24 protein-coding genes are annotated in these 23,714 nt (G+C 68.9%); 14 read left to right on the forward strand and 10 right to left on the reverse strand.

Annotated features, from left to right (window positions below):
* Positions 1-94: 94 nt before the first annotated feature.
* The 5 genes from GVY64_RS32020 to GVY64_RS32040 form a co-directional block, all read right to left on the reverse strand.
* Entirely contained in the window at positions 95-1,045 is a 951-nt protein-coding gene (locus tag GVY64_RS32020; RefSeq protein WP_236567421.1) for a helix-turn-helix domain-containing protein, read from the reverse strand.
* 99 nt (positions 1,046-1,144) lie between these two features.
* Positions 1,145-2,089: a helix-turn-helix domain-containing protein gene (locus GVY64_RS32025; RefSeq protein WP_159849633.1), complete on the reverse strand. Its 945-nt coding sequence runs from the start codon at positions 2,087-2,089 to the stop codon at positions 1,145-1,147.
* 316 nt (positions 2,090-2,405) lie between these two features.
* Complete coding sequence (locus GVY64_RS32030; RefSeq protein ID WP_159849635.1) at positions 2,406-3,470, reverse strand: fused (3R)-hydroxyacyl-ACP dehydratase subunits HadA/HadB; 1,065 nt, start codon at positions 3,468-3,470, stop codon at positions 2,406-2,408.
* A gap of 175 nt (positions 3,471-3,645) precedes the next feature.
* Positions 3,646-5,046 carry a lipase family protein gene (locus tag GVY64_RS32035; RefSeq protein WP_159849637.1) on the reverse strand — a complete coding sequence of 467 codons (1,401 nt, stop codon included), beginning with the start codon at positions 5,044-5,046 and terminating at the stop codon, positions 3,646-3,648.
* A gap of 235 nt (positions 5,047-5,281) precedes the next feature.
* Positions 5,282-6,457: a lipase family protein gene (locus GVY64_RS32040; protein WP_159849639.1), complete on the reverse strand. Its 1,176-nt coding sequence runs from the start codon at positions 6,455-6,457 to the stop codon at positions 5,282-5,284.
* A 344-nt stretch (positions 6,458-6,801) separates the two neighbouring features.
* On the opposite strand from GVY64_RS32040, the gene GVY64_RS32045 reads away from it, so the two are divergent.
* Entirely contained in the window at positions 6,802-7,044 is a 243-nt protein-coding gene (locus GVY64_RS32045) for a hypothetical protein (protein ID WP_159849641.1), read from the forward strand.
* A gap of 10 nt (positions 7,045-7,054) precedes the next feature.
* Here GVY64_RS32045 and GVY64_RS32050 read toward each other — a convergent pair whose 3' ends face one another.
* A complete protein-coding gene (locus GVY64_RS32050) occupies positions 7,055-8,164 on the reverse strand; it encodes an alpha/beta hydrolase (protein WP_201298250.1) in 1,110 nt (369 codons plus the stop codon).
* Between the two features lie 165 nt (positions 8,165-8,329).
* On the opposite strand from GVY64_RS32050, the gene GVY64_RS32055 reads away from it, so the two are divergent.
* From GVY64_RS32055 to GVY64_RS32070, 4 genes are all read left to right on the forward strand, one after another.
* The gene (locus GVY64_RS32055; RefSeq protein ID WP_236567422.1) at positions 8,330-8,857 is read left to right on the forward strand and encodes a DUF2599 domain-containing protein; all 528 of its coding nucleotides are present in this window, start codon (positions 8,330-8,332) and stop codon (positions 8,855-8,857) included.
* A 34-nt stretch (positions 8,858-8,891) separates the two neighbouring features.
* Positions 8,892-9,551: an SDR family oxidoreductase gene (locus GVY64_RS32060; protein WP_159849645.1), complete on the forward strand. Its 660-nt coding sequence runs from the start codon at positions 8,892-8,894 to the stop codon at positions 9,549-9,551.
* A gap of 64 nt (positions 9,552-9,615) precedes the next feature.
* Positions 9,616-9,918 carry a putative quinol monooxygenase gene (locus tag GVY64_RS32065; RefSeq protein ID WP_043690427.1) on the forward strand — a complete coding sequence of 101 codons (303 nt, stop codon included), beginning with the start codon at positions 9,616-9,618 and terminating at the stop codon, positions 9,916-9,918.
* 298 nt (positions 9,919-10,216) lie between these two features.
* Positions 10,217-10,444 carry a hypothetical protein gene (locus GVY64_RS32070; protein ID WP_236567423.1) on the forward strand — a complete coding sequence of 76 codons (228 nt, stop codon included), beginning with the start codon at positions 10,217-10,219 and terminating at the stop codon, positions 10,442-10,444.
* Positions 10,445-10,674: 230 nt separating this feature from the next.
* On the opposite strand, the gene GVY64_RS32075 is transcribed toward GVY64_RS32070, so the two are convergent.
* Together GVY64_RS32075 and GVY64_RS32080 are read right to left on the reverse strand one after the other, a co-directional pair.
* Entirely contained in the window at positions 10,675-11,562 is an 888-nt protein-coding gene (locus GVY64_RS32075; protein WP_159849649.1) for a helix-turn-helix domain-containing protein, read from the reverse strand.
* 90 nt (positions 11,563-11,652) lie between these two features.
* Positions 11,653-11,874, reverse strand: a complete 222-nt coding sequence (locus GVY64_RS32080; RefSeq protein ID WP_063019990.1) for a DUF397 domain-containing protein — start codon at positions 11,872-11,874, stop codon at positions 11,653-11,655.
* A 326-nt stretch (positions 11,875-12,200) separates the two neighbouring features.
* Here GVY64_RS32080 and GVY64_RS32085 point away from each other — a divergent pair, with 326 nt between their 5' ends.
* The 4 genes from GVY64_RS32085 to GVY64_RS32100 all read left to right on the forward strand — a co-directional run bounded on the left by GVY64_RS32085 (position 12,201) and on the right by GVY64_RS32100 (position 15,494).
* Positions 12,201-12,998: an SAM-dependent methyltransferase gene (locus GVY64_RS32085; RefSeq protein ID WP_159849651.1), complete on the forward strand. Its 798-nt coding sequence runs from the start codon at positions 12,201-12,203 to the stop codon at positions 12,996-12,998.
* Positions 12,999-13,312: 314 nt separating this feature from the next.
* Positions 13,313-13,456: a hypothetical protein gene (locus tag GVY64_RS38200; protein WP_236567424.1), complete on the forward strand. Its 144-nt coding sequence runs from the start codon at positions 13,313-13,315 to the stop codon at positions 13,454-13,456.
* 239 nt (positions 13,457-13,695) lie between these two features.
* Positions 13,696-14,958, forward strand: a complete 1,263-nt coding sequence (locus tag GVY64_RS32095) for a PucR family transcriptional regulator (protein WP_159849655.1) — start codon at positions 13,696-13,698, stop codon at positions 14,956-14,958.
* 101 nt (positions 14,959-15,059) lie between these two features.
* Positions 15,060-15,494, forward strand: a complete 435-nt coding sequence (locus GVY64_RS32100; RefSeq protein WP_159849657.1) for a CBS domain-containing protein — start codon at positions 15,060-15,062, stop codon at positions 15,492-15,494.
* Here GVY64_RS32100 and GVY64_RS32105 read toward each other — a convergent pair.
* Positions 15,491-15,922 (reverse strand): pyridoxamine 5'-phosphate oxidase family protein, encoded by a 432-nt coding sequence (locus tag GVY64_RS32105; RefSeq protein WP_159849659.1) that lies wholly within the window; start codon positions 15,920-15,922, stop codon positions 15,491-15,493. The two genes, GVY64_RS32100 and GVY64_RS32105, sit on opposite strands and share 4 nt — an antisense overlap.
* Positions 15,923-16,110: 188 nt before the next feature.
* Here GVY64_RS32105 and GVY64_RS32110 point away from each other — a divergent pair, with 188 nt between their 5' ends.
* Genes GVY64_RS32110 through GVY64_RS32125 form a run of 4 tightly spaced genes read left to right on the forward strand, consistent with a single transcriptional unit; the run spans position 16,111 to position 21,388 of the window.
* Positions 16,111-17,307: an aminotransferase class V-fold PLP-dependent enzyme gene (locus GVY64_RS32110; RefSeq protein ID WP_159849661.1), complete on the forward strand. Its 1,197-nt coding sequence runs from the start codon at positions 16,111-16,113 to the stop codon at positions 17,305-17,307.
* Complete coding sequence (locus tag GVY64_RS32115) at positions 17,304-18,590, forward strand: heavy-metal-associated domain-containing protein (RefSeq protein ID WP_159849662.1); 1,287 nt, start codon at positions 17,304-17,306, stop codon at positions 18,588-18,590. The genes GVY64_RS32110 and GVY64_RS32115 overlap by 4 nt, the downstream gene beginning before the upstream one ends.
* Positions 18,587-20,068: a decarboxylase gene (locus GVY64_RS32120; RefSeq protein ID WP_159849664.1), complete on the forward strand. Its 1,482-nt coding sequence runs from the start codon at positions 18,587-18,589 to the stop codon at positions 20,066-20,068. The genes GVY64_RS32115 and GVY64_RS32120 overlap by 4 nt, the downstream gene beginning before the upstream one ends.
* Positions 20,069-21,388 carry a pyridoxal-phosphate dependent enzyme gene (locus GVY64_RS32125; protein ID WP_159849666.1) on the forward strand — a complete coding sequence of 440 codons (1,320 nt, stop codon included), beginning with the start codon at positions 20,069-20,071 and terminating at the stop codon, positions 21,386-21,388.
* A gap of 15 nt (positions 21,389-21,403) precedes the next feature.
* Here the strand turns inward: GVY64_RS32125 and GVY64_RS32130 are convergent, their stop codons facing one another.
* On the reverse strand, positions 21,404-22,909 hold the full coding sequence (locus GVY64_RS32130; protein WP_236567425.1) for a condensation domain-containing protein: 1,506 nt from the start codon (positions 22,907-22,909) through the stop codon (positions 21,404-21,406).
* Positions 22,910-23,082: 173 nt separating this feature from the next.
* Here GVY64_RS32130 and GVY64_RS32135 point away from each other — a divergent pair, with 173 nt between their 5' ends.
* Entirely contained in the window at positions 23,083-23,712 is a 630-nt protein-coding gene (locus GVY64_RS32135; RefSeq protein ID WP_159849668.1) for a TetR/AcrR family transcriptional regulator, read from the forward strand.
* Positions 23,713-23,714: the final 2 nt, after the last annotated feature.

Here is a 23,714-nt window from a genome sequence, read left to right on the forward strand (position 1 = left end):
CTGAACCGCGGTTCGGATCAAGCGGAGGCCCGGGCCGGGCCGCGTGCCCGCTGCCCAGGAGACGCGCGGCCGTGCGCGGCGGCGCGGGAGCCGGTCACCGGCGCGGGCGGTCCACGGGTTCGTCGACGGTCGGCGGGACGCCGTCGCGCAACACCTCGATCAACCGGCGGGAATGCGCAGGCGAGGGCGCGAGCAGCGAGAGCTGGTTCAGCACCGCGTAGTAGACGTCCAAGTCGGCGATCTTGTCCAGATACAGCGCGCTGGTCAGCTGCTGGAGGTAGACGATGTCGGGCAGATCCGCTTCGGCGAAGCGCAAGATGGTGAACGCACCGTCGGTAAGCGCCGGGCCGCCCACCGGGTCGGCCAAGACCTGAATGGTGACGTTCGGCTGCGCCGCCACGCGCAGCACGTGGTCGAGCTGGGCGCGCCAGACGGTCGAGCCGCCGATCCTGCGGCGCAGCGCGGCTTCCTCGATGATCATCCACAACCGGGGCGGGTGCGGGCCTGCGAGGATGTCCTGCCTGCGCATGCGCAGCGCGACACGGCGTTCGATCGCTTCCTCCGGCTCGCCCGGATGCGAGAGGGTGAGCAGCGCACGAGCGTACTCGGGGGTCTGCAGCAGTTCGGGAACGGCCCGCGGTTCGTAGCTGCGGATCAGCCGCGCCGCCTGTTCCAGCCCGAGGTAGGTGTCGAACCATTTGGGCAGCCAGTCGTTGTCCCGCGCCCACCAGCCCGACGCACTGGCTTGCCTGGCCAATTCCACGTACCGCTCGCGTTCCGCGGGATCGCTCACCTCGTAGAGGTCGAGCAGATCGACCAAGTCGCGTTCCCGGCACCCGGTGCGCCCGAGCTCCAACCGGCTGATCTTCGAATGCGACCCGCGAATGGCTTCACCCGCCGCTTCGCGAGTGAGGCCACGGGCCTCCCGGAGACGACGAAGCTTGCCACCGAGCACCATACGAAGGACCGTCGGACCGCCGCCGGACACCGGATCAGCACCGAGTCCGGGCGCGTCGGCCGACTGTCGTACGTTCGAAGGACGCATGCCCCGAGTCTGCCATGGCGACCCGATCGTGATCTACGGCCGAAAGTCCCTGTACAAACGAATTTTCATGGTCGCCCGGGTGCGGCAGGGCGCGGCCGGTCAGGCGGAAGCCGAGGGCAGGTCCACGATCCGCGGCTCACGTTCGCGCAGCGCCGCGACGAGGTCACGGGTGTACTCGGGCGGTGCGGCGTGCACCGACAGCAGATTCGCCACCGCACGGTAGGCCGCGAGATCGGCGTCCTTGTCCAGGTACAGCGCGCCGGTGAGCTGCTGGAGGTACACGATGTCGGGCAGATCCGTCTCGGCGAAGCGCAGCATGGTGAACGCGCCGTCGGCCAGCGCCGGGCCGCCGACATGATCGGCGAGCACCTGCACCGTGATGTTCGGCGCGTCCGCGGCCCGCAGCATGTGCTCGAGCTGGTCCAGCCACACCTGCGATCCCCCGATCCTGCGCCGCAGCGCCGCCTCCTCGACGATCAGCCACATCTGCGGCGGATCGGGCCTGGTCAGTATTTCCTGGCGGCGCATCCGCAGGGCCACCCGCCGCTCGATCGATTCCTCGTCCTCGTGCGGATGCGCGAGCACGAACAGCGCGCGGGCGTAGTCCGGAGTCTGCAGCAGCTCCGGGACGACTCGCGGCTCGTAGGAGCGGATCAGTTGCGCGGCCTGTTCCAGCCCGAGGTAGGTGTCGAACCACTTCGGCAGCCAGTCGGTGTCGTGATGCCACCACCCCGACGTGTTCGCCTGCTGGGCCAGCCGCTTGAACTCCGCGCACTCCGCCTCGTCTGTGACGCCGTACAGCGCGAGCAGATCCACCAGGTCTCGTTCGCGAAAGCCGGTCCGCCCCAATTCCAGACGGCTGATCTTGGAGTGCGACCCGCGGATGGCCTCGCCCGCTTCCTCGAGCGAGATGCCGCATGCCTCCCGCAGCCGCCGCATCCGTCCGCCGAGGATCATCCGCAAGGCGGTCGGGCCCCCCTCGGCGGCGGGAGCCGTTCCACGAGCGATGGATTCGTTCCGAGGCCGCACTACCGAAGCACGCATGTTCCGAGTCTCGCACGAGCACCCCGGACACTCCAGCACCGAGCCCTGCCCAGCGACGCGAATGCGCAGGTGCAAGCACATCCGCAAGATCGTTCCCGGGTAGCCGGGGCCCGCCCTTCCGGCGCAGCACGACCGTCGCGCGAAACGATGCGGTTCGGACGGCTCTAGGCAGCGGGCCTGTCGGTACACGACTCCCGGGTCGACCGCGAGGAACCTGCCGGAAGCCCGGCCTGCACAAGCGAAAGCGCAGCCCTGAAACCCGCAGGCGACCCGGGCAGCCGATGGCGGGATGTTCGCGCCGCAGGCGGCGCTCGCTTCAGCGCAGCAGTACGTCCGCCGTCGCGCGACCGAACAGTTTGCGCTCCCCGCAGGTCGCCGTCAACGCGATGGTCGCGGCACGGCGCTCCGGATCCAATTGCTTGACCCGGCCCCGGAATTCGATCTCGCTCGCCTTGGTCGCAGGCACCGGCGCGAACCCGGCGAACCGCACCCCGTACCGGGTGAGGGCGGCCGGATCATCGAGCCACGAGGTGAGATACCCGGCGCCGAGGCCCATCGTCAGCAGGCCGTGCGACACCACGTCGGGCAGCCCGGCGCTGCGCGCGACCACGTCGCTGAAGTGGATCGGATTCGAATCTCCCGACACACCGGCGTAGTTCACCAGGTCTCCACGGGAGAGCAGCACCGTGCGCGGGGCGAGCTCCATGCCGACGGACAAGTCCTCGAAAGCGGGAGCGGTGCGGGGTGTACGCGGCTCGTCGGACGCGTCCGGGCGCAACTCCTCGTCGAAGCTCTCGACCAACCCGCCGTCGTCACCGGCCTCGCGCGCGGCCGCCGCGTCCGTGCGGTCGGCGGCCGACTGCCCGGTCATGATCACGCCCTCGACCGCCGCACGCAGATCGGCGGCGAGATCGACCCCGGTCTGCGCCACCGCCGTGGTGTGCGCGGTCTGCAGCACTTCCTTGTGCTGGTTGCTCAGCACGTTCCTGGTGACCATGAAATCCTTGTCACCGAACTGCCGGAACGACTCGATATACGAGTCGCACCGCACCTGGTCACCCGCGACGATCGGCCGGTGCACCTGGATCGACTGCTCGGTCTGCAGCACCTGGCCGAGGTCGTAGCCGGTGAGCACGGACTCGAACATCTTGCGCTGCACCAGCATCAACACGATGGAGGAGAACGTCAGCGGCGCGACGAGCCCGTCGAAGCCGAGTCCCGCGGCCGCGTCCTCGTACCGGTGCGCCGGATGACCATCCTGCAGCGCTCGCGCGAATTCCCGGATCTTCTCGCGCCCCACCTCGTACGGGTCGGTCAGGCGGTAATGCCGTCCCACCAGCGCCTTGGCTTGCTCGGACGCGGTGGTCGTGATGTCGTTCATGTGCCTCTCTCGCAATACGGGCGTTACCCCGCCCGGACCGGCCCACCGTACCGAAGCGATGACGACATCGCGGGAACGCCCTCGCCAAATCTGGGCATACGGGCCCAAGGGGACACGTGTTGATCGCAAACGCAGGCACACCGCGTTACCGGACCCTTCCGGCGCCGTCCTCCGGTCAGCACTCGTCGGGCGCCCGGAATCCCCGCAGCCGGTCGTCCAGCCAGATCATCGCGTCCGGATAACCGAGCGCACCGGCGATGATGTGCTCGCCGAGCACACTGCGGTACACCGCGGGCACCCCGAGCCCGCACTGCTCCAGGTAGAGATTGCGAGCGCCCTCGGCCGGGATCCAGAACTCCTGTTCCCCGTTGTAGATGAACAGCGGCGTGGCCGACCTCATGCCCGCCATCTTGGTCACCCGATAGATGTCCGCGGCCAGCGCGGAATGCAGTGGATCGGGGAAATTCGCGGCGATGTCGATCGGCAGCATCAGCACGCCGATCGCTCCGAAGCTGCTGCCGCACATGTTCTTCACCGGGGAGGTGGCCACCCACTGGGCGAGATTGTTCATCCCGGCCAGGATCTCCGGCCGCTCGCGGCCGATCCCGAACACCGCGCCCATGAAGATCGCCGAGGCGAGGTTGCCGTTCATGCTGCGCGCCAGGATCTCGAAGTCGGCGGGCACGCCGCCCAGTGCGGCGCCGACGATCACGTCCGCCAATTCCGGTGCGTAGCCTTCGATCAACTTCACCGCTCCGTGGGTGGCGATCGCGCCGCCGGAGTATCCCGCGAGACCGAATCGCGCGGCGCCGAACTCCTCCGGCAACAAGCCGCGCACCGCCCGGATCGAGTCGAGCACCGCGTGCCCGGCCACGATCGGTTCGGCGTAGGCCATCGAAGGACCCTCGTGATCCGGGATCAGCACGGCGTAACCGCGCAACGCCGCCACGTGCGTCGTGGGCGGCAGGAAGTCGGTGGTGCTGGTGTCGGGATTGAGCCCGTGCGCGAGGGTGTATCCCGGCGTGCAGGTACGGCCGAGGGCGTCGATGGGCAGGTTGTTCACCACCACCGGCCGCTGCCCTGGCCCCGGCCACGGTGCGGCGGGAACGATCAGCGTCGCCGTGGCGTACGACGGCGCGCCGTGGGCGTCCGTCGTCCGGTACTTCACCAGCAGCGCGCGCTCGATGGGCAGCAGCATCAACGGCGCTGCGGTCGGGCGCACGTCGCGGACCTCGATGACCTCTCCCGCGGCCAGCTCGCCGAGATTCGCGGGCCGCAGGTCGAACATCGGGTCGCCGACGGGCGCGGGCAGCGTGGCCGTGCGCAGCGCGGCCAGCGACGGCGCCAGCGTGGTCGCCTCGTGCGCGGGGAAAGCCGGCTCCGGCAGCGGCGCGATCGGCGGCGGCGGAATCACCTGATCGATGAGTTGTTGCAACGCGGGCAACAGTCCGCCGGGCGGGATGACGCCGGACACGCCGGCCGGTGGCGGGGCGGGCGGTGGCTCTGCGGCGGCGGGGACGGCCAGCACGGAGCCGGCGGCGAGCAATGCCACAGCAATGGTACGCGAGATTCTCATGGCACACGCCTTCGGGTGCGGAACGGCAACGTCGTCTGGCACCCGGGCGCACTGGCCTTCGACCCCCGAAATGTCCCCTGTCAGACCGGGAGCCAGGACGTCAGGCTACGTCAGCGCCCCGGACTGCACGCAGTAAAGCGTCCGAGTTGTGCTGTCGCGTATCCATATCGCAACAACCGGACCGAGACCCGTATCCGGACAACGGGTCCCGGTCCGGCCGTCCGCCGATCGTCGCTCAGCAATTGCTCGGCGCGGGCTCCCCTCGGAAACGGGCGTCCAGCCAGTTCAGTGCCGCGGGAATGCCGAGCACCGCCGCGGTCAAATGGTCCGGAACCGGGATCTCCTCGGTCTGCACCCTGGCGCCCGCCGCACACCACCGCTTGTCGGTGTTGACCACCGCGTCGATCGGGATGAGACCGTCGATCGGCGAGTGCCATTCGAACACCGGCGTCTTCGGCACGCCGTCGTAGAGTTCGAGGCTGTTCTCCTCGACCACGGCGCGCGCGGTGTCGTCGTTGATCATCGAGGTCGTCTTGGCGAAGTCCAGCGCGCCGCGGCCCGCTCCCGTGGCGAGGATGTCGTTGGTGCAGCTGTTGGCGATCTGCGCGCGGGCGGCCAGCCCCCGTTCGTTCAGCTGGTCGCTCAGCGGGAACCGAGTCGGATACTCACGCTCCAGCCCGAACCCGGCGGCGAACGCCAGACCGAACACCGGATGCGGGTTCAGCCCCAGTCCCTCGAGCATCTTCACCAGATTCATCGGCACGCCGCCCATGGCCGCGCCCGCGATGTCGAGCTCCGGCGCGTACTTCGGCTGCAGGGCCGCCGCCCACGCGGTGGCCATTCCGCCGCCGGAGTATCCGACCATCGCCACCGGGCTGCGCTGCACACCGAGTTCGGCGACCTGCTTCACGGCGCGGATCCCGTCGAGGGTGATCTGCCCGCCGAGTTTCGCGGCGCCGTAGGCGAAGTTCGGGCCGAGGTGGTCGGGCAGCGCGACGCTCCAGCCGCGGGCCAGCAGGACGTTCCAGCCGGGCGCTTCCCGCACGACCAGATTCGGATCACCGGTGTAGAGCACCCGGGAGACCGAGCACTCGGAGCCGAGCCCGTTGATGATGTGCTGGAACGACAGCAGCGGGCCGTCGGGCCGATGAGCCTTCGGCGTCAGCACCGTGGTGGTGGCCGCGATCGGTTTCCCCTCCGAACTCGTCGAGCGGAACCGGATCACGGTCACCGTGGTCTCCGGAAAGATCGCCAGCGGCGGCATCACCTTGGTCGCGATGACGTCGCCGGGCTTGCGGTCGGCGATATCCGCGGGTGTCGCATAGAAGGGATCCGGATCGGGCTCGGGGTACAACGGTGTGCCGACCGCCGCACCGGCCATGCTCGCGACCAGCACCAGGCCAGCGGCCATCGCTCCGATCGCACGTGCGAGACGTCGTCGCCCCACTCCCCTACCCAGCGAACGTGGGCCCTGACTCATCGACGTGTGCCTCCTGAATCATTCAACGCTGTGCTCATCCTCGGCAACATCACCGCGCCGGAACACCGCCCGCCGCGATCATGTTGACAGTTCACAACTTTCGATCGCCCGGACGGTGCCGGCCGTGCGCCTCGGCTGGTGACTGTACCCCACCGAACGAGGTCCGTTCTGTGACATTTCCAGCCGATAACCTGGAACATGTTCTCAGTAGTGGCGGCCCCTTACCGTCAGAACTACCGGCGCGGCTGCCGCACCGGCAGGAAGGAGACGGTGGCATGGACGGCACTGCGCGCAGACTCGCCGACCGCGACGACATCCTGGATCCGCCGAACCAGCGGATCACCGTCTACTTCGACGGTCCCACCCCCGAAGACGCGCTGGTCCTCGAATACGCGGCGACCAGGACGGAGGCATGGGAGTTCACCTCGGCCGCTGCCCACGCCGGACTCACCGTCACCGTCGACGGCCAGGTTCGTCCCGGCCTGCGCAGGCTACCGTGCCGATCGCTCTGGCGCTGAGTGAGCGGACTCAGGGCCGGTCGAGCACATCCCGGAGGAACGCGAGCGCGTCGGGGAACGCTTCCCGCGCCGCACCCAGATGATCACCGGGATACCAGCCCACCCGCAGATCGGTGCCGGAGGAGCGCAGTTCCGCGATCAGCTCGAGCGTGAGCGGCGCGGGCACTTCCAGATCGGTGAGTCCTTGACCGAGATACAGCGGCACGGTGTAGCCGCTCGTCGGCACCTTCAACATCGTGCGCACGGCGGCCAGCAGCGCGGGGTCCTCCAGCGGCCGCGACAACATGGCGCCGATGCCGATGCCGGACACCTGGGCATCCGCCTCGGTGGCGCAGTCCTCCTCCACGACGCGCAGCACGTCCCGGCCGATCGGGGTCAGATAGCTGTCGATGTCCAGCTCGGGCGCGCCGGCCCGCAACCCGGCCAGCAGCATGGCGAAGTAGGTCGTCGTCTTCTGCAACGGCAGCCGCGGCAACCAGGGGCCCGCCAGCGGAAACACCGCGTCCAGATTCGACGGCGTTCCGGTCGAGGCCGCACCGCGCAGATCGAGTTCGGGGGCGTCCCCAGATGCGAGGTGGGCGGTGAACAACGCCGCGTGCCCGCCCTGCGACTGACCGTATACCGCCCAGCGTGTACCGAGCGAGGGGGCGACCGCCCGTGCGGCGCGCACGCCGTCGATGATGCTGCGGGCCTGGGCGGGGCCGTCCAGATAGGGATGCACGCCGGGAGTGCCGAGTCCGACATAGTCGGAGATCACGACCGCGTATCCGGCGCGCAGCAGGTCCGGATAGACGGACGTCAGGTAGTAGTCCCGCGGTTGCAGCGTGAACGCGCACTCGTCGGCGATCCCGGAGGTGCCGTGCGCGTAGGCGACGATCGGCCAACCGCCCTCCGGCGGAGTGCCTTCGGGCAGGTACAGCACCCCGGTGCTCTGCATCGGCCCGCGCGGGCCACGCGACCAATACGTCAGCCGTTCGGCGGTCGTGGCCCCCTCCACATGCAGCCGCCCCGCAAGCTCCACCAGATCCGTCACGGTGCCCGGCGCCTCGCCCACCCGAGCGTCCGCGGGCCCTGCCAAGGCGACCGTCACCGAGACCACGACGCCTGCCGCCCCCACCATGATCCGTCCACATCGCACCGACCGACTATCCCCACCTCGGGCCCTACCGGCAAGCCACCACAATCGGTGGCCCCGCCGGGGAACCTCGCCGCGGCGGCGTGGGCTCGCTAGGCTCGGATGAGCACGCCGGAAAGCGGTGCCGAGGAGAACACAGGAGGTTCGACCGTGGCGCAGCGGTACCCGCAGGGCCTGCGCACCCGGCGGCGCGCGGCCGTTCTGCTCGCGGCCGGCCTGTTGCCCTCGGTGGTCGCCTGCGGAGCCGACGCGTCCGGGCCTCCGCCGAGCCCGACCGCGGGCACGACGACCGCGACCGCCTTCAGCAGCGCGGCGGTGTCGCCGGTCTCGACACCGCAGGCCGCCGTCCCCTCCGTCGACCCCTACGCGGGACGGCCGCTGATCGATCACGTCACCTGGACCGAGACGATCGACGGACCTCGGCTGCTGGTCTTTCCCACGCAGGCCGGTCGGCGGACCACCTTTACCGGCTCGGACGAACGGGCGTGGCAGGAGGTCGTCGACCGGTCGGCGGACGCCGACGCACCGGGCATGCGCGATCAGTTCGTCTGTCATTGGGCGTGGGCGCGGCTGGTCCAGCCGGACAAGCCGAGCTGGAACCTGGAACCGTGGCGCCCGGCGGTCGGCTACCAGGCCACCGTCGAGGCGCGCTGTAATCCCGGCGGTCCCGAGCGCTGAGCACGGGCGCCGCCCCGACCGGAAGGAGCGATCCATGCGCGTCGTCATCGCAGGCGGACATGGGAAGATCGCCTTGCTGCTGGCCCCCTTGCTCACCGGGAGCGGTCACGAGGTCGCCGCCCTGATCCGCAATCCCGAGCACACGGACGACGTGCGCGGCACCGGCGCCCAGCCGGTGCTGTGCGATCTGGAGAACGCGGGCGCCGACGAGCTGGCGGACGTGGTGAAAGGCTGCGACGCGGCGATTTTCGCCGCAGGCGCCGGGCCGGGCAGCGGCGTCGACCGCAAATACACCGTCGACCTGGGCGGCTCCGTCCGGTTGGCCGAAGCGGCGGAACGCACCGGGGTGCGCCGCTTCCTGCAGATCTCCACGATGGGCGCAGGCCGGCCCCCCGCTTCCGGTACCGACGAGGTGTGGGCGGCGTATATCGACGCCAAGACCCAAGCCGAAAACGATTTGCAGAGTCGGGATCTCGACTGGACCATCCTGCGGCCCGGCCGGTTGATCGACTCCCCCGGCACCGGGCTGGTGACTCTCGCCCCGCCCCCGGTCGGGCGCAGCGATGTCCCCCGCGCCGATGTCGCGGCGGTATCGGCCGGACTGCTGCCCGCCGTGCACACCTCCGGGCAGACCCTCGAACTTGTTTCGGGTCACACCCCGATTAGCCAGGCAATTGCACAACTGGCCGTCTGAGGTGCCGCGCAGCGCGCTACCACCCTTGCCGATCGACCGCAACGGTCACGATGGGAGAACAACCGTGTTCAGTCGAATCGTCTCGATGAAGATCCGCCCCGGCTCCCGCGCCGAGTTCCTGGCGGCCATATCCCGCAGCGCCGACGCCTCGGTGCGGACCGAGCCCGGCTGTCTGCGCTTCGACATCTGCGCAGATCGGGTGGACCCGCACCGCTTCTTCCTGTACCAGCTCTACACCGATGACGAGGCGGCGGAAGCGCATCGTTTCACCGAACATTTTCTCGCCTGGCGGGCCGCGGCGGACCAATTCGTCGAGCCCGGTACACAGATCGATTACAGCACGGACGTCCTCTTCGGCCGCGACTGAATATCCCGCGGCGGGCACCGCATCCGCAAACTTCCGGCCGCGAAATACGGCCTGCGCACGTGCAATCGATCGTGCAGATGTGCTTGCATGTGAAAGGTACAGCGGCATAAACTCGGTCCCGCAACGCTTTACAGGGGACCATCAGGGGAGGCCGCGTGGGCGAGCCGAAGGCCGAAGCCGCCATGGGTTTGCCGCCGCCAGACAAAGCAGGGGCGTTCGAATGGAACATCCACTTACCGGCGGTCGGTTCGGATCAACCGACACCGCACTGGCCGACCAGCCAGCGAACGGTAGACATATGAACACATTACCGGCCCACAGCGGCCACACCGATACCGAATTCTCCCGGGAAACCGCCGTGGCATACGTCATCGATGCCGTCGAATCCACCGGGGCGGCTACTCGGCACGATTTCGATATCGACCGGATCGTCACCACCGCGCACGCGATGGCCGACGACTGGGATTTCGAGGCATTGCAGCCCGCGACATTCTGGCGAATCGCCTCTAGTTTCATCAAGCAGTAGAACGTCCCGCCGTCCGAGCCCGGCGGGAGTCACAAAAACACGGTGCCACGAGCACATTCGTCGCGTCATCCGACGCCGGTGGAAACTTACCACCATGCCACCGACGTCGGGAGTCGACCCGAAAACGAGTATTTCCGGCGGCTACCGCCGCCGAGCGATTAGACAGCAAAGTAAAACCGAGCGGCCACCTCCGATATCGGAGGTGGCCGCTCGGTTGGTATCCCGCGATCTCAGTGCCCGTCGGCGTACTTCTGCATGATCTCGATCGACTTGTCCGGACGCTCGGCCTGCACGCTGAGCCGGTCCATCACCGACAGGTACAGCGCCAAGTCCTGCCTCCGCTCGAGATACAGCGCGCTGGTCAATTGTTCGAGGTACACGATGTCCGGCAGTTCCTGCTCGGCGAAACGCAGGATGCTGAAAGAACTCCCCGCCGCGGCATGCTCACCCGCGGTGAACGGCAGCACCTGGATCGTCACGTTCGGGAGCTTCGCCAGCCGGATCAGGTGCAGCATCTGCTCCCGATGCACCTGTGGGCCGCCGACGGGCCGCACCAGCGCGGCTTCGTCGAGCACCGCCCAGACCACCGGTGGGTCCGGGCGGAAGAGAATCTCCTGCCTGCGCTGACGTACCGCGACCCGCCGATCCATGTCGCCGTCCTCGTACCCGAGTGCCACGACGGCCCTGGCGTATTCGGGTGTTTGCAGCAGGCCGGGAACAAGATGCGACTCGTAGGTGCGAATCTTGCTCGCGGCCTGCTCCAGACCGAGATAAGTACCGAACCAGTGGGGCAGCAAGTCGCTGTAGCGATGCCACCAGCCGGGCTCGTTGGCCTGCCTGGCCAGTTCGAGGAACGACTCGCGCTCCTCCGGATCGTGGACGCCGTACAGAGTCAGCAGGTCGCGGATGTCACGTTCTTTGAAGCCGGTACGGCCGAGTTCGAGACGACTGATCTTGGCGTGCGATCCGCGGATCGCCTCGCCGGCTGCCTCGCGGGTGATGTTCTTCTTCTCCCGGAGCTTGCGCAACTGGCCGCCCAATGCGATGCGTAGCACGGTCGGACCACGTTCCGCGACAACGGATTGCACATGACCATCGTCATCGGGTTCAGCGATCATCGAGTTCGTCTCCGATACTCCGGGGGTTGCCCACAGTGTGTCACAACCACCTGTCGCGAAACACACCGCACCGACCGCCAATGTTACCGCTCAGCTAGTCAAATAGTCGAACTCCCCGGCCTTCGCGCCGCGCACGAACGCATCGATCTCCGGACGGGTGTAGATCAGGACCCCGCCTTCCGGGTCCCGCGAGTTACGCACTGCTACCTGGCCGTTGGCCGTTTCGGCCACCTCGACGCAGTTGCCGCTCGCATTACTGAAGGAACTCTTGCGCCAAGTTCCGACGATCTCGTTGGTGGATGTATCCGACATCTTCCCCACTCCTCGGTTACCGCAGTTAGGCGATTCGGTTCGTGCAGATGCACGTTCAAACGTTCTTGCATCTGCACCAACACCGGACGATAGCACGAAGTTCGCCCTCTGTGCGGCCGCCGATCGCGACCGGCGGGCCGAGGATGTGAAACACGCCCGCCTCGCCTGGCGAACACCGAGATCAGCTCCCCGATCCAGCCCGCTGGACGCGCGTGAATCTTGTACTGTCACAGAGCACATCGGATGTACCAGTCATTCGCGACACACCCACGCACCCACCGGCACGGCAGTGTCGCGGACACATTTTTGCCGAGGAGTACAACCCCATGCCCGAAGACCACAGCCCTCTCATCCGGACCGACATCCCCCACTCCGCGCGCATCTGGAACTACTGGATGGGCGGCAAGGACTATTACGAGATCGACCGCATCGCAGGCGATGCCGGCATCGAGGTCGATCCGGACATCACCACCATGGCCGTGCAGTCGCGCCAGTTCCTGATCCGCGCCGTGCGCTACCTCGCAGGCGAGGTGGGCATCCGCCAGTTCCTCGATATCGGGACCGGCCTGCCCACCATGCAGAACACCCACGAGGTCGCCCAGAGCGTGGCGCCGGAGTCCCGGATCGTCTACGTGGACAACGACCCCTTGGTGCTCACGCACGCGCGTGCGCTGCTCACCTCCACCACGCCGGAAGGCGTCACCACCTACATCGACGCCGATTACCACGATCCCGAGCGGATCATCGCCGACGCCAAGAACGTCCTGAATTTCAACGAGCCCATCGGCGTGATGTTCATGGGCGTACTCGGCCACGCCAAGAGTTACGACGAACTCCTGCGGATCGTGCACACGGTGCTCGACGCCGTGCCCTCGGGCAGTCATCTGGTGCTGTGGGACGGCACCGACGACAGCAAGGCGTACGTCACGCTGTGCGAGAACTACACCGGCACCGGTGGCACTCCTTATGTCCCCCGCCCGCAAGCGCAGATCAAGGCGGTCTTCGACGGCCTGGAGCTGGTGGAGCCGGGCTTCGTGTCCATCACGCAGTGGCGCGCGGGCGCCACGGAGGTGGGCGAGTCCCGGCCGATCTCCGCCTACGGCGCGGTCGCTCGCAAGCCGTAAGGCCCCCTGGACGCCAAACCGCAAGCGGCACAGCGGCGGTCGCCGGTCTCGCACCGGCGACCGCCGCCGCATTTTCCGGCGGCCGATCGTGCAGATGTACTTGCATTTGCAAGCGACGGAGGCATAGACTCGAACTCGAAATCGGGGAGGTACGCAGGGAGTTCGAGCTTGCGTCGCCGGCACGACGACCTCCTCGCCGCACGTCGGACGCGAGGGGTTGTCGAATGATCGAGCCATTTCGAACTTCTCCTCGGGTTGCCGTCATCGATGGTGGTGGCGAACCTTTGCGCCAGTACCCGGCACCGGAGTTCGCCATGTCCGATTGCGGGGTCGAGCCCCGCGGCCTCACCTACCGGCAGGCGCGGGACATCCTCTCCGCGCACGAGGTCCACGGCCCGCAGTGCAGGCAATGGCTGGCCGCCGCCGCCTACTTGTCAGCCGGGCTGGACGACGAGTAGATCCACCCTTCCCTCGGCACAGCAGCATTCGGCGCGGCGCGTATCCCCGCCGGCGCGGTGACGGGACTGCGACATTTCGCCCTCGGCATCTGCACGGACCCGCGCGGTCGCGGCAAAGGGCCGAGTGCCGGACGATCTCACCGATCACTCCCCCTGCCCACGCCCCTTTCGTATAGTGATCGATCGACCCGGGCGCGATATCTCGCACGCCCGGCGTGGCATTGGGGAGCGAACTCGTAATGACCTACTCCGCGTTGGATCTGTCCACCGACTCGTCCGACCCGGTGCTGGAAATCGGCGGACAGCCGGCTTCGGTGCCCCTGCAGAACACCGACAGCGTGGCCTCGCACATGGTCGGATACTTCGAGAACGTCATGGCTCCCTGCCGCACCCTGCCCGGCGAGCAATTACGCGGTGACGTCACGAAACTCACCCGCAGCTGCCTGAACCTCGCCGCCGAGATGTTCGACAAGCGCACCGTGCCGGACGAACACCAGCTCGGTCCGGTCCGGGCGGCGGCCGCCCGCTGGGCCAGGGAGGGCGTGCCGCTGAGCACCATCCTGCGCGCCTACCACGAAGGACTGCGCATCGCCTTCGGTCTGGTCACCGCGCCGGCGGAAGCCGACGACGTGGAGGAGGTCCTGGTCGCCGCCGATCTACTGCTCGAACTGCTCGAGGCGATCACCGCGGCGGTCTCCGACGCCTACGTCGACGAGCAGCACCTGGTCGCCAAGGAGCACCAGACGGCGGCGCAGACGCTCGCCTCGGCGCTGCTCAGCGGTCGCGGCAGCTCGGCTCTGGCGCGACAGACCGGCATTCCGATCGCGGAGTCGTATCAGGTTGTCGCCCTGTCCATTCCGGAACATCCGGACGAACGCGACCCGCGCGTCGACGGGAACGTCGCGGCACGCCGCAAGCTGCGTCGGCTGCAGTCCGAGCTGGCCACCGTGTTCGCCTCCCGCGCGCTCGCCCTGCTCAGCGCCAAGGGCGGCACACTGCTCATCCCACTGGGCGAGGAGGCCGAGACCGCCCTCACGGCCGCGACGCTCGAGCTGCTGGCCGACGCCGCCGAGGTCCCGCTCACCGCGACCGTCGTGCCGACCGACACCGATCGGATCCCCGAATCCGCCGACCAGGCGCACGAGCTGCTCAATCTCGTGCGCGTCGGCGTCCGGCCGCCCGGTCTGTACCAGATGTCGGATCTGGCGGTGGAATACCAGCTCACCCGCAGCGGCCCGGCCACCCGGCGGATCGCGACCATCCTCGACCCGCTCGACGCCCATCCCGAGTTGTTCGACACCATGCGCGCCTATCTCGGCAACGACATGAACCGGCAGCTCACCGCCCGCCAGCTCTACGTGCACCCGAACACCGTCGACTACCGCCTGCGCCGCATCGCCCAATTGACCTCGATCGACCTGGCGACCTCGGCGGGCATCTCCCAGGCGGCGATCGCTCTGCTGGCCCGGGATCTGGACCGCAGTGTCGCACGCCGCCTCTGACCTGCGTTCCGTGACCGAACCGCGACCTGTAACGGATTCGTGCTGGTCACCGGAGCGCTGACTTGCGATCCTGGTAGTGCCGCGACGTCTGGATGGTGAATATGCGAATTTCGGAGATCCTGCGCAGGAAGGGCAGCGACGTGGCCACGGTCGCACCCGAGACGACAGTACGCGCGCTGCTGGCCACCCTGGCCGAGCGGAACATCGGCGCGGTCGTCGTCTCTTCCGACGGCGCCGCGATCGCGGGCATCGTCTCCGAGCGCGACGTGGTGCGCAGTCTGCACGCCCGCGGCGCGGAGCTGCTCGACACGCCGGTCTCGGCGATCATGACGGCCGCGGTGCGCACCTGCGCACCGGACGACCGGGTCGACGGGCTGCGCCGCACCATGACCGAGCACCGCATCCGGCATCTGCCGGTCGTGGACGGGGGCAGGCTGGTCGGCATCGTCAGTATCGGCGACGTAGTCAAGAGCGCGATCTCCGAGTTGGCGACCGAGCGCGAACACCTCGTCGACTACCTGCAGGGCAGGTACTAGAGCGTGCTCGGGTCGCCCAGATCGGCCGACAGCCAGTGCTCCGGCCGCAGGTAGACGGCGACCTGCTCACCGTAGGCCTCGGCCGCCTTCAGATAGGCGTCCACCGATTCGGCAGGCAGGTACCGCGCGGCCATCTCGCGGTGCAGCGCGTCGGTCATCGGGGCGGTCCGGACGACCGGGCCCTCCACGCTCACGTACCGCACCGTTGGTTCGACCTGCTGCACCATCAGACTGAAACGACCGGTCTCCCGGAGATAGCGCATCTTCTGCGACTCCGGGCCGGTCAGGATCCATACCTCGCCCCCAGGCTGGTACTGGTACCAGATCGGGACGGTGAGCGGACCACGAGCGGCGCCCGCGGCCACCGAGAATGCCGCGACATGCGGCTGCGCGAGGAACTCTTGACGCTCTTGCACGGTCAGAGGCATACCTTCCAGGCTAGTCGTGAAAGACGTTGTACGCGACAAGTGTTCGAAGTTCGAACCGATAATGCGTATCGTGGGTGACGTCCGAGTTACCCGGCGAAGGGAGCGTCACGTTGCGGTCCCCCGGCCAGAGATCGCCGGCGACGCGGACGGCGGAGACTCCCCGGTTCGCCCCGGCCGCGGCGCGGTCGATGTTCCCGGCACTGGCCGACGCCGCCGAGGTCTACCTGGACAGCGCCGCCACCACGCAGAAGCCGCTGCCGGTCATCGAGACCATCCGCCGTTATCACAGCAACGGCACGGCCAACGTCGGGCGCGCCACCTACCCCTGGGCCACCGGACTCACCGCGCGCATCGCCCGGATCCGCGAACGCACCGCCGCGTTCATCGGCGCCGAGCACCCGGACGAGGTGGTCTTCACCGCCGGCGCCACCGCCGCGCTCAACGCCGTCGCGCTGTCGTGGGGCCTGGCGGCGCTCGCCGACGGTGACGAGATCTTGTACAACGCAAGCGATCACGCGTCCAACGTCTATCCGTGGCAGCACCTGCGCGGGCTGCTCGCCCGCTTCGGCCGGCGCATCCGTCTGATCCCCTACCGGGTGACCGCCGCCGGCGAGGCGGACACCGACGACATCCTCGCCAAGATCACCCCGCGCACCCGGCTGATCACGACCGGGCACCTGCATCACGTCTTCGGCGGACTCAGCACGCTGGAGGAATTGCACGGCCGGATCGACCCCGCCATCCTGCTGTGCTTCGACTGCTCACAGAGCGGCGGGCATCTCCCGGTCGACGTGACCGCGCTGGGCGCGGATTTCGCGATCTTCGCCGCGCACAAGATGTTCGGCGCGCCGGGCACCGGCATCCTGTACTGCCGCAGGCGCGTGCACGACCGATTGGTGCCGTTCCTGCCCGGCGGAAATTCCGGCGTCGGGCCGGATCCGGACGGACTGCGGCCGGGGCCGATGCCCGCCCTGCTGGAAGGCGGCACGCCCGACATCCCCGGCATCCTCGCCCTCGGCAGCGCCCTGGACGTGCTGGAATCGTTCGGCCTGGACATCGTCGCCGCGCACAACCGCGCCTTGACCCTGCGCCTGATCGAGGGATTGCGGCCGGTCCCCGGCCTGGAGTTCCTACCGGGCCCGGCGCACGCGGTGTGCGAGGTCGGCTACGGCATCGTCTCCTTCACCCTGGACGGGATCTCGGCGACCGACGCGGGATTCGTCCTCGGCGAACTGGGTTTCCTGGTGCGCACCGGCGCGCACTGCGTCCCCGCCGCCACCGACGACGCGGGCTCGGTGCGGGTCAGCACGCACATCTACAACACGCCCGACGAGATCGACCGATTCGTCGCCTGCGTGCGAACCATCGCCGAGGAGGTCACGTGAGTAACGACATCCCCCGCTACGACCGGCGGGCCGCGTCCAGGGTGCTGGCCGACTTGGCGCAGCCGGGGTTGTTCACCGAGCCGGTCCCCCCTCCCCCGCATCGCCGATTCGAATTCACCTGTGCTGCTCTGCGTCCCGAGCCCGGTAGCCATCTCACCTACTCGCAGCGGCTGTATCTGGAGCGGTTCATGCGCCCGTGCCGCGCGGATCAGGTGACCAGTGCGACGCACCGGATCGCGTGGACCGACAGCGACGGCATCCCGAATACCGGGCACTTCCGCGCCGGCGGGCTGGGACCGGTGGTGCCGATCGCGATGCGCGAGACCGTCTTGGCGCTGTGGCGTCGACTGGACGCCGATACCGCCTTCGCCGCACGGATCGCGGCACTCGGACCGGACGAACACGCCGTTCTGGCGGGCACGACCACCGACCACGACCCCCGCGACATCTTCCGGGTCGGCATCGAGGCGGCGGGACGCGTGCTGGCCCAGCACGCGCTGCTGGCCGCCCGGACGCCGCACCGTGATGCCGCCGCGTTCGCCGAGGCCCTGCGCGCGTCCGGCATCTTCGCCGCGGTGGCCACGCGATGGTTCTGGGAGTTGCAGGCCTCGACCTATCGGCGGGGCATGATCCCGGTGACCCTCGCCGTACAGCCCGACGGCACCCTGCGCTATTCGGCGGAGACGGTGGCCACCCTGCGCGCGATGAAGGACGCCACCATCGCCGACGCGCACTCCGTGATGGAACGCGCCACGACGACCGAAGGTCTCACGGTCGCCGAGGCGATCGCCAAGTACCACGACGATCTGGACCTGATCTCCCGACAGTACGCGCTGCTGCCCGCGGGCAGCCATCCGGCCTGCCCGGCGACCACACCCCATCAGCTCGACGGCGGGCACTTCAGCATCCTCCCGCTGCTGGTCGACCGGTTCGTCGCGACGTTCACCGCGATCGTGGGCCGCTGTGCGGTCGCCGAGGTGAGCGCCGAATTCGACGAGGCGACCGCCGACCGGGCCGCCACCGCCGAGGATCAGGTGTTCTACGTGCCCGATATGACCTGCAAGCATTGCGTCCGCACGATCGGCGGCGTGCTGGAGTCGATGGACATCCGCGTGGTCGAGATCGACCTGGACAGCAAGCGGGTGGTGGCCGAGTTCCGCAGCCCGCGCAACCGGGCCCGGGCATTCGAGGCGATTCGGGACGGCGGCTACAACCCGGTCGCGGAACGCCCCGACGACGCGCCGCGAGCCGAGGTCACCGAGTCGTCGGAAGCCGCCGTATGACGCCGTGGCCGCCTGCGCTGCCCGCGAAGGTGCATCCGACGGTGCGCGCCTTTCTCGACACCCCGGGTCTGGCGACAGCGACGCTGACGCGCTTCGGATCCCCGGCGCATCTGGTGTTCCCCCAGGTCTACTCGGACAATCTGCTGCGCCTGCGCGCCGTGCTCGAGCGACGGCTTCCCGGGCACCGGCTCTGCTACGCGCACAAGGTGAATCAGTCCCGCGCGTTCGTCCGCACCGCCGCGCGCGAGGGCATCGCCATCGACGTCGCCTCGCCGCACGAACTGGCCGGCGCGTTCGCCGCCGGGTTCGATCCGCCACGCATCGAGGTCACCGGCCCGAAAGGCGAGGCATTCCTGCGCGACCTCGTCGACCGCGGGGTGACGATCAACGTGGACAACCTATGGGAATTGGGCCGCATCGCGGAACTGGCCGCGCCGGGCGCGGAAGTTCCCGTGCTGCTGCGCCTTTCCGGTTTCGACGCGGGGCAGGTGAGCCGGTTCGGGATGCCGCAGACACACGTCGAGCAGGCTTTCGATCTGTTGTCGGCACGGCGCGGGCGAGTCGCCTTCCTGGGGTTCGCCTTCCACCTCGACTCCGGTGACCTCGGCGAGCGCGTCCGGGCGATCGACTCCTGCCTGCGATTGATCGAAAAGGCCTACGAGCGCGGGCTCACCCCGTCGGTGCTCGACATCGGCGGCGGGTTCCGGCAGGTGTTCACCGCCGACGCCGAACGATTCGACGCCTACGTGCTCGCGCTGCGCGAATCGCTGCTCGGCCGCGGGGAGCCGATGACCTGGGGCAGCAACACCTTCGGCTATCACGTGGCGGGCGGCGCCGTGCACGGCACGCCGGTGTTCCACAAGTACGCCAACACCGTTCCCGCCGACCGCATGCTCGCCGATTTGCTCGACGCCCCGCTGGAGCGGCACGGCGGGCGCACGGTGGCGCAGGTGACCGGCGACAATCTGCTGGAGTTGTGGCTGGAGCCGGGCAAGGCGCTGGTCGACCACGCGGGCATCACGGTGGCCACCGTCGAGTTCGTCAAGGAGGTCGCCGACGGCAGCGTGCTGGTGCATGTCGACCTCAGCCGCGACGCGGTGACGCCCGCCGATCAAGAGGTCATGGTCGATCCGATCCTCCTGCCACGCGCGGGCGACGGCCACGCGGCCGGCCCGGTCGGCGTCTACCTCGCCGGACGGCTGTGCCTGGAACGCGATCTGATCACCAATCACAAGGTGTGGCTGCCCACTCGGCCCCAGCCCGGGGATACGGTGGTGTTTCCCAATACCGCCGCCTACCACATGGATCTGTCCGCGGCGACGGCCTCCATGCACCCGCTCCTGGCGAAATTCGCGGTCACCCGACGGACCGACGGGTTCCGGATCGTCCCCGACGCCGAGTACGAACCCGGCTTCCCCGTCGCGCCGCGCGCCGCGAACTCTGCCACCAGCCCGGTCCGATCCGTCGAGGCGTCCTGAATGCGATACGACCACATCACCGAACTCATCGGCAACACGCCACTGCTGCGGCTCGACCCCGCCGTGCACGGACTGCCGAACGTCGAGTTGTACGCGAAACTGGAGTCGCACAACCCGTTCGGCTCGGTCAAGGACCGGGTCGCCTGGGCTATGCTGCGCGACGATCTCGCCGAGATCCGCGCGAGCGGGCAGACACTCATCGAAGCGTCCAGCGGGAACACGGCCAAGGCGCTGCGTGTCCTCGGCGCGGTGCACGGCATCGACCTGCGCGCGGTCACCAACCGCATCAAGGTGAGCGAAGTCCGTGATCTGCTGCAGCTGTTCGGCACCGAGATCGTCGAATTGCCCGGGCTGTCCGAGTGCCCCGATCCCACCACGCCGAACGACGTCTATTCGGTGATCGAGTCGACCATGGCGCAACAGCCCGGCGCGTACCGGCATCTGTCGCAGTACACCAACGAGAAGAACATCGAGGCGCACCACCACGGCACCGGACGCGAGATCCACGAGGACTTGGCCGCCGACGGCATCACCAGGATCGATTATCTGTTCGGCGGGCTCGGCACCACCGGCTCCACCAGGGGGACCGCCACCTACCTGCGCAAGCACCATCCCGAAATGCGCACTGTCGCCGTGGTTTCGGAGCGCTCGGACTTCGTACCCGGCATCCGGTCGGAGACCGAGATGTGGGATGTGGGGCTGTTCCAGCCCGACTTCTACGACCGGATCGTCACCGTGTCGGCGGGCGACGCCGTGGACGCGACCCTGCGCCTGGCCACCGGGTACGGCGTGCTGGCCGGGCCGACCAGCGGCGCGGGCTACGCCGCCGCGCTGGAGACGCTCGGCGCGCTGGATCCGGCCGCCCCGGACGACCCGATCGTCGCGGTGTTCATCGTCTGCGATCGGCTCGAGCCGTACCTGTCCTACATCAAGAAGCGCAGGCCGGAATTGTTCGGCCGCGCCGATCGCGACCCGGCGCCGACCGAGGCCGAACTGGCCGCGGTGCCGCGCCTGTCACCCGAGCAACTCGACGAACTGGACCGGACCGGCCGGCCGACCATCGTGGACAGCCGTGGCGCGATGGCCTACCGGATCGGGCACGTGCCCGGCGCGATGAACATTCGCGACGACCAGCTCGACGACATGTTCGGCCACGGCATCCCGTTCCCGCGCTCGCGCCCCGTCGTCTTCGTCTGCCCCGTCGGGGAGCTGTCGGTGCGGTTCGCCGCACGGGCCCGCCGAGCCGGATACGACGCCGCGAGTCTGGCCGGAGGCGTCGTCGCCTGGCGCGACGCCGGACTGCCGCTGGAACGAGGTTGACGCCGGGAGGTGCCGTCAGGTCACCGGCTCGGCGGGAAAGCCCGACAGCAACGGAGCGACCGGACCGCGATAGCCGGTGGCGAGCAATTCGACGGTGGCGGTGAACAACTCGACGAACGCGACCACGGTGCGGTGCTCGAACAACGCGGTCGGATAGCGGAACACGCCGTCGATGCCCGCGGGCGCGCCCAACCGGTCGTATCGGTCGACGAGACCGAATTCGAGATCGTGCTTGGCGCGCACGACACCGGTGCCGACTTCGGTGACGGTCAGCCCGTCGTGGTGGCCCGCCGCGGGCGCAGCGGCCGTGCCGCGCTGGAGGATGAGCGTCGCCTGGAACAGCGGACAGGTCGGGTCCTGCAGCAGGCAGCGCTTCAGCCGCCTGCCGGGTGTGTCGGGATGGGCGAAAGCGGCCAGCGCCACCCGGCGCACCTGGTCGAGCAGTTCCTCCGCGTCGGCGGCGCGGTCGAGGCGAACGCGCATCAGCACGTCGTCGGCGAAGTTGCCGACCAGATCGTCGAGCAGCCGATGATCGCGACCCGCCACCGCGGTGGCCACGGTGACGTCGGCGCTGCCGGAGAACGCGCCGACCGCGACCGCGAAGGCGGTCTGCAACACCATGAACAGGCTGGCCCGCGCCGCACACGCACGGTCGAGCAGCGCGCGGTGCGTGTCGGCGCCGAAGGTGACCGGCACGACGGCCCCGGCGGCCGCCGTGCCCGCTCGGCGCACGGCATGCGCACGTGCGCAAGGGAATTCGAGCCGCGGCGGCCGGCCCGCGAGAGCGTTGGCCCAGTAACGCAACTGTTGCGTGGCCCGGCTCCATTCATCGGAGTAGTCACCGAGCTGGGCGTGCTTCCACAACGTGTAGTCGGCGTAGTCGATCGGCAGCGGCGGCCAGTCCGGCGCGGCCCCGGCCTGCCTGGCGAGGTAAGCCGTGCGCAGATCGCGCAGCAGCGGAGCCACCGAGCGCCCGTCGATCGAGATGTGGTGCACGACCAGCACCAGCACCGCCTCGTGTGGTCCGAGCACGCACAGCCGCGCGCGCAGCGGGAGGTCGATGGCCAGGTCGAACTCGCTCGCGGCGAACTCGGCGACGCGGTGCGGCAAGTCGGCTTCGCCGACCATGACGAGGTCGGTCCGCGGCCCCGCCTCGGGTACCGGGACGATCACCTGCGCCGGGCCCGAGGCGGTCCTCGGGTAGCGGGTACGCAGCGGCTCGTGCCTGGCCACCACGTCGTCGACCGCGGCGACGATCGCCTCGAGCCGCAGCGCGGGTCCGGACAGGCGCACCGCGTGAGCCACATTCCAGTCACCCGAATTTCCGGCCCGCGCGGCATACCACATGCGTTCCTGCGCGGGCGCGAGCGGAATGTGCGCGGGGCGCGGCCCGCGGGCGAGCGGCATCGGGCGCCGTGGTGGCGGATGATGCCGAAACGCTGGTCGCACTGGGTGCAACGCCGGTTGCGCGGCGCGGGCGCCGATCGTCTCGGACGAGATCACCGCAGCGGAGTTGTTCACGCGCCGTTACCCTCCACTACCGAACCACCGAAAGACCCAGGGAAGGTAACCAGGGAGGAGTAAACCGACAGTTACCACACCGTGACGGCGCGGGATCCATTTCGGCAAGACCCCGGAGGCCCGGGCCGGAGCGGGCCGCGTCCGGGTGTGCCGCCAGGCATTATCGTGGGGCCGTGCAGACAGGTCAGGAAGCAGACGACGACGGGGGCCCGCGGATCTGGGGTGGGACGACGCTCACCGAGCGCAGGGAGACGCGGCGGGCGACGCTGCTGGAGGCGGCGCTCGACCTGATCGGGGAGTCGGGCGCGAGCGGGGTCACCATGCGGGCGGTGTGCCGCAAGGCCAATCTCACAGACCGCTACTTCTACGAGAGCTTCGCCAGCCGCGACGAGTTGCTGGACGTGCTCTACCGCCAGGTCGCCGACGAATTCCTGGAGCCCATGACGGCCTTCGCGGCCACCGACGACCCGTCCCGTGACCGCGCGCTGTCGGAGATCCTGGTGGACAAGGTGCTCGCCGACCCGCGCAAATCGCGGCTGTTCCTGGTCGAGCCGTATTCCAGCACCGGACTCGGGCAGACCACCTTCGCGGTGATGCCGGTCTTCACCCGGGTGATGCAGGACCATCTGTTCGGCCACATCGACGACCCGGTCAAGCGCAGGCTGGCAGCCGTGACCATGGCCAGCGGGAACGCGGGCATGTTCTCGGCGTGGCTGAACGGCTCGCTGCGGGCCACCCGCGAGCAGATCATCGAGCACTGCCTGGCGATGCTCACCGTGTATCGCTCGCTCTATCGCTCCTGACG

The sequence above is a fragment of the Nocardia sp. CY41 genome, from assembly GCF_009829325.1.
In the GTDB taxonomy this organism is placed as follows: domain Bacteria; phylum Actinomycetota; class Actinomycetes; order Mycobacteriales; family Mycobacteriaceae; genus Nocardia.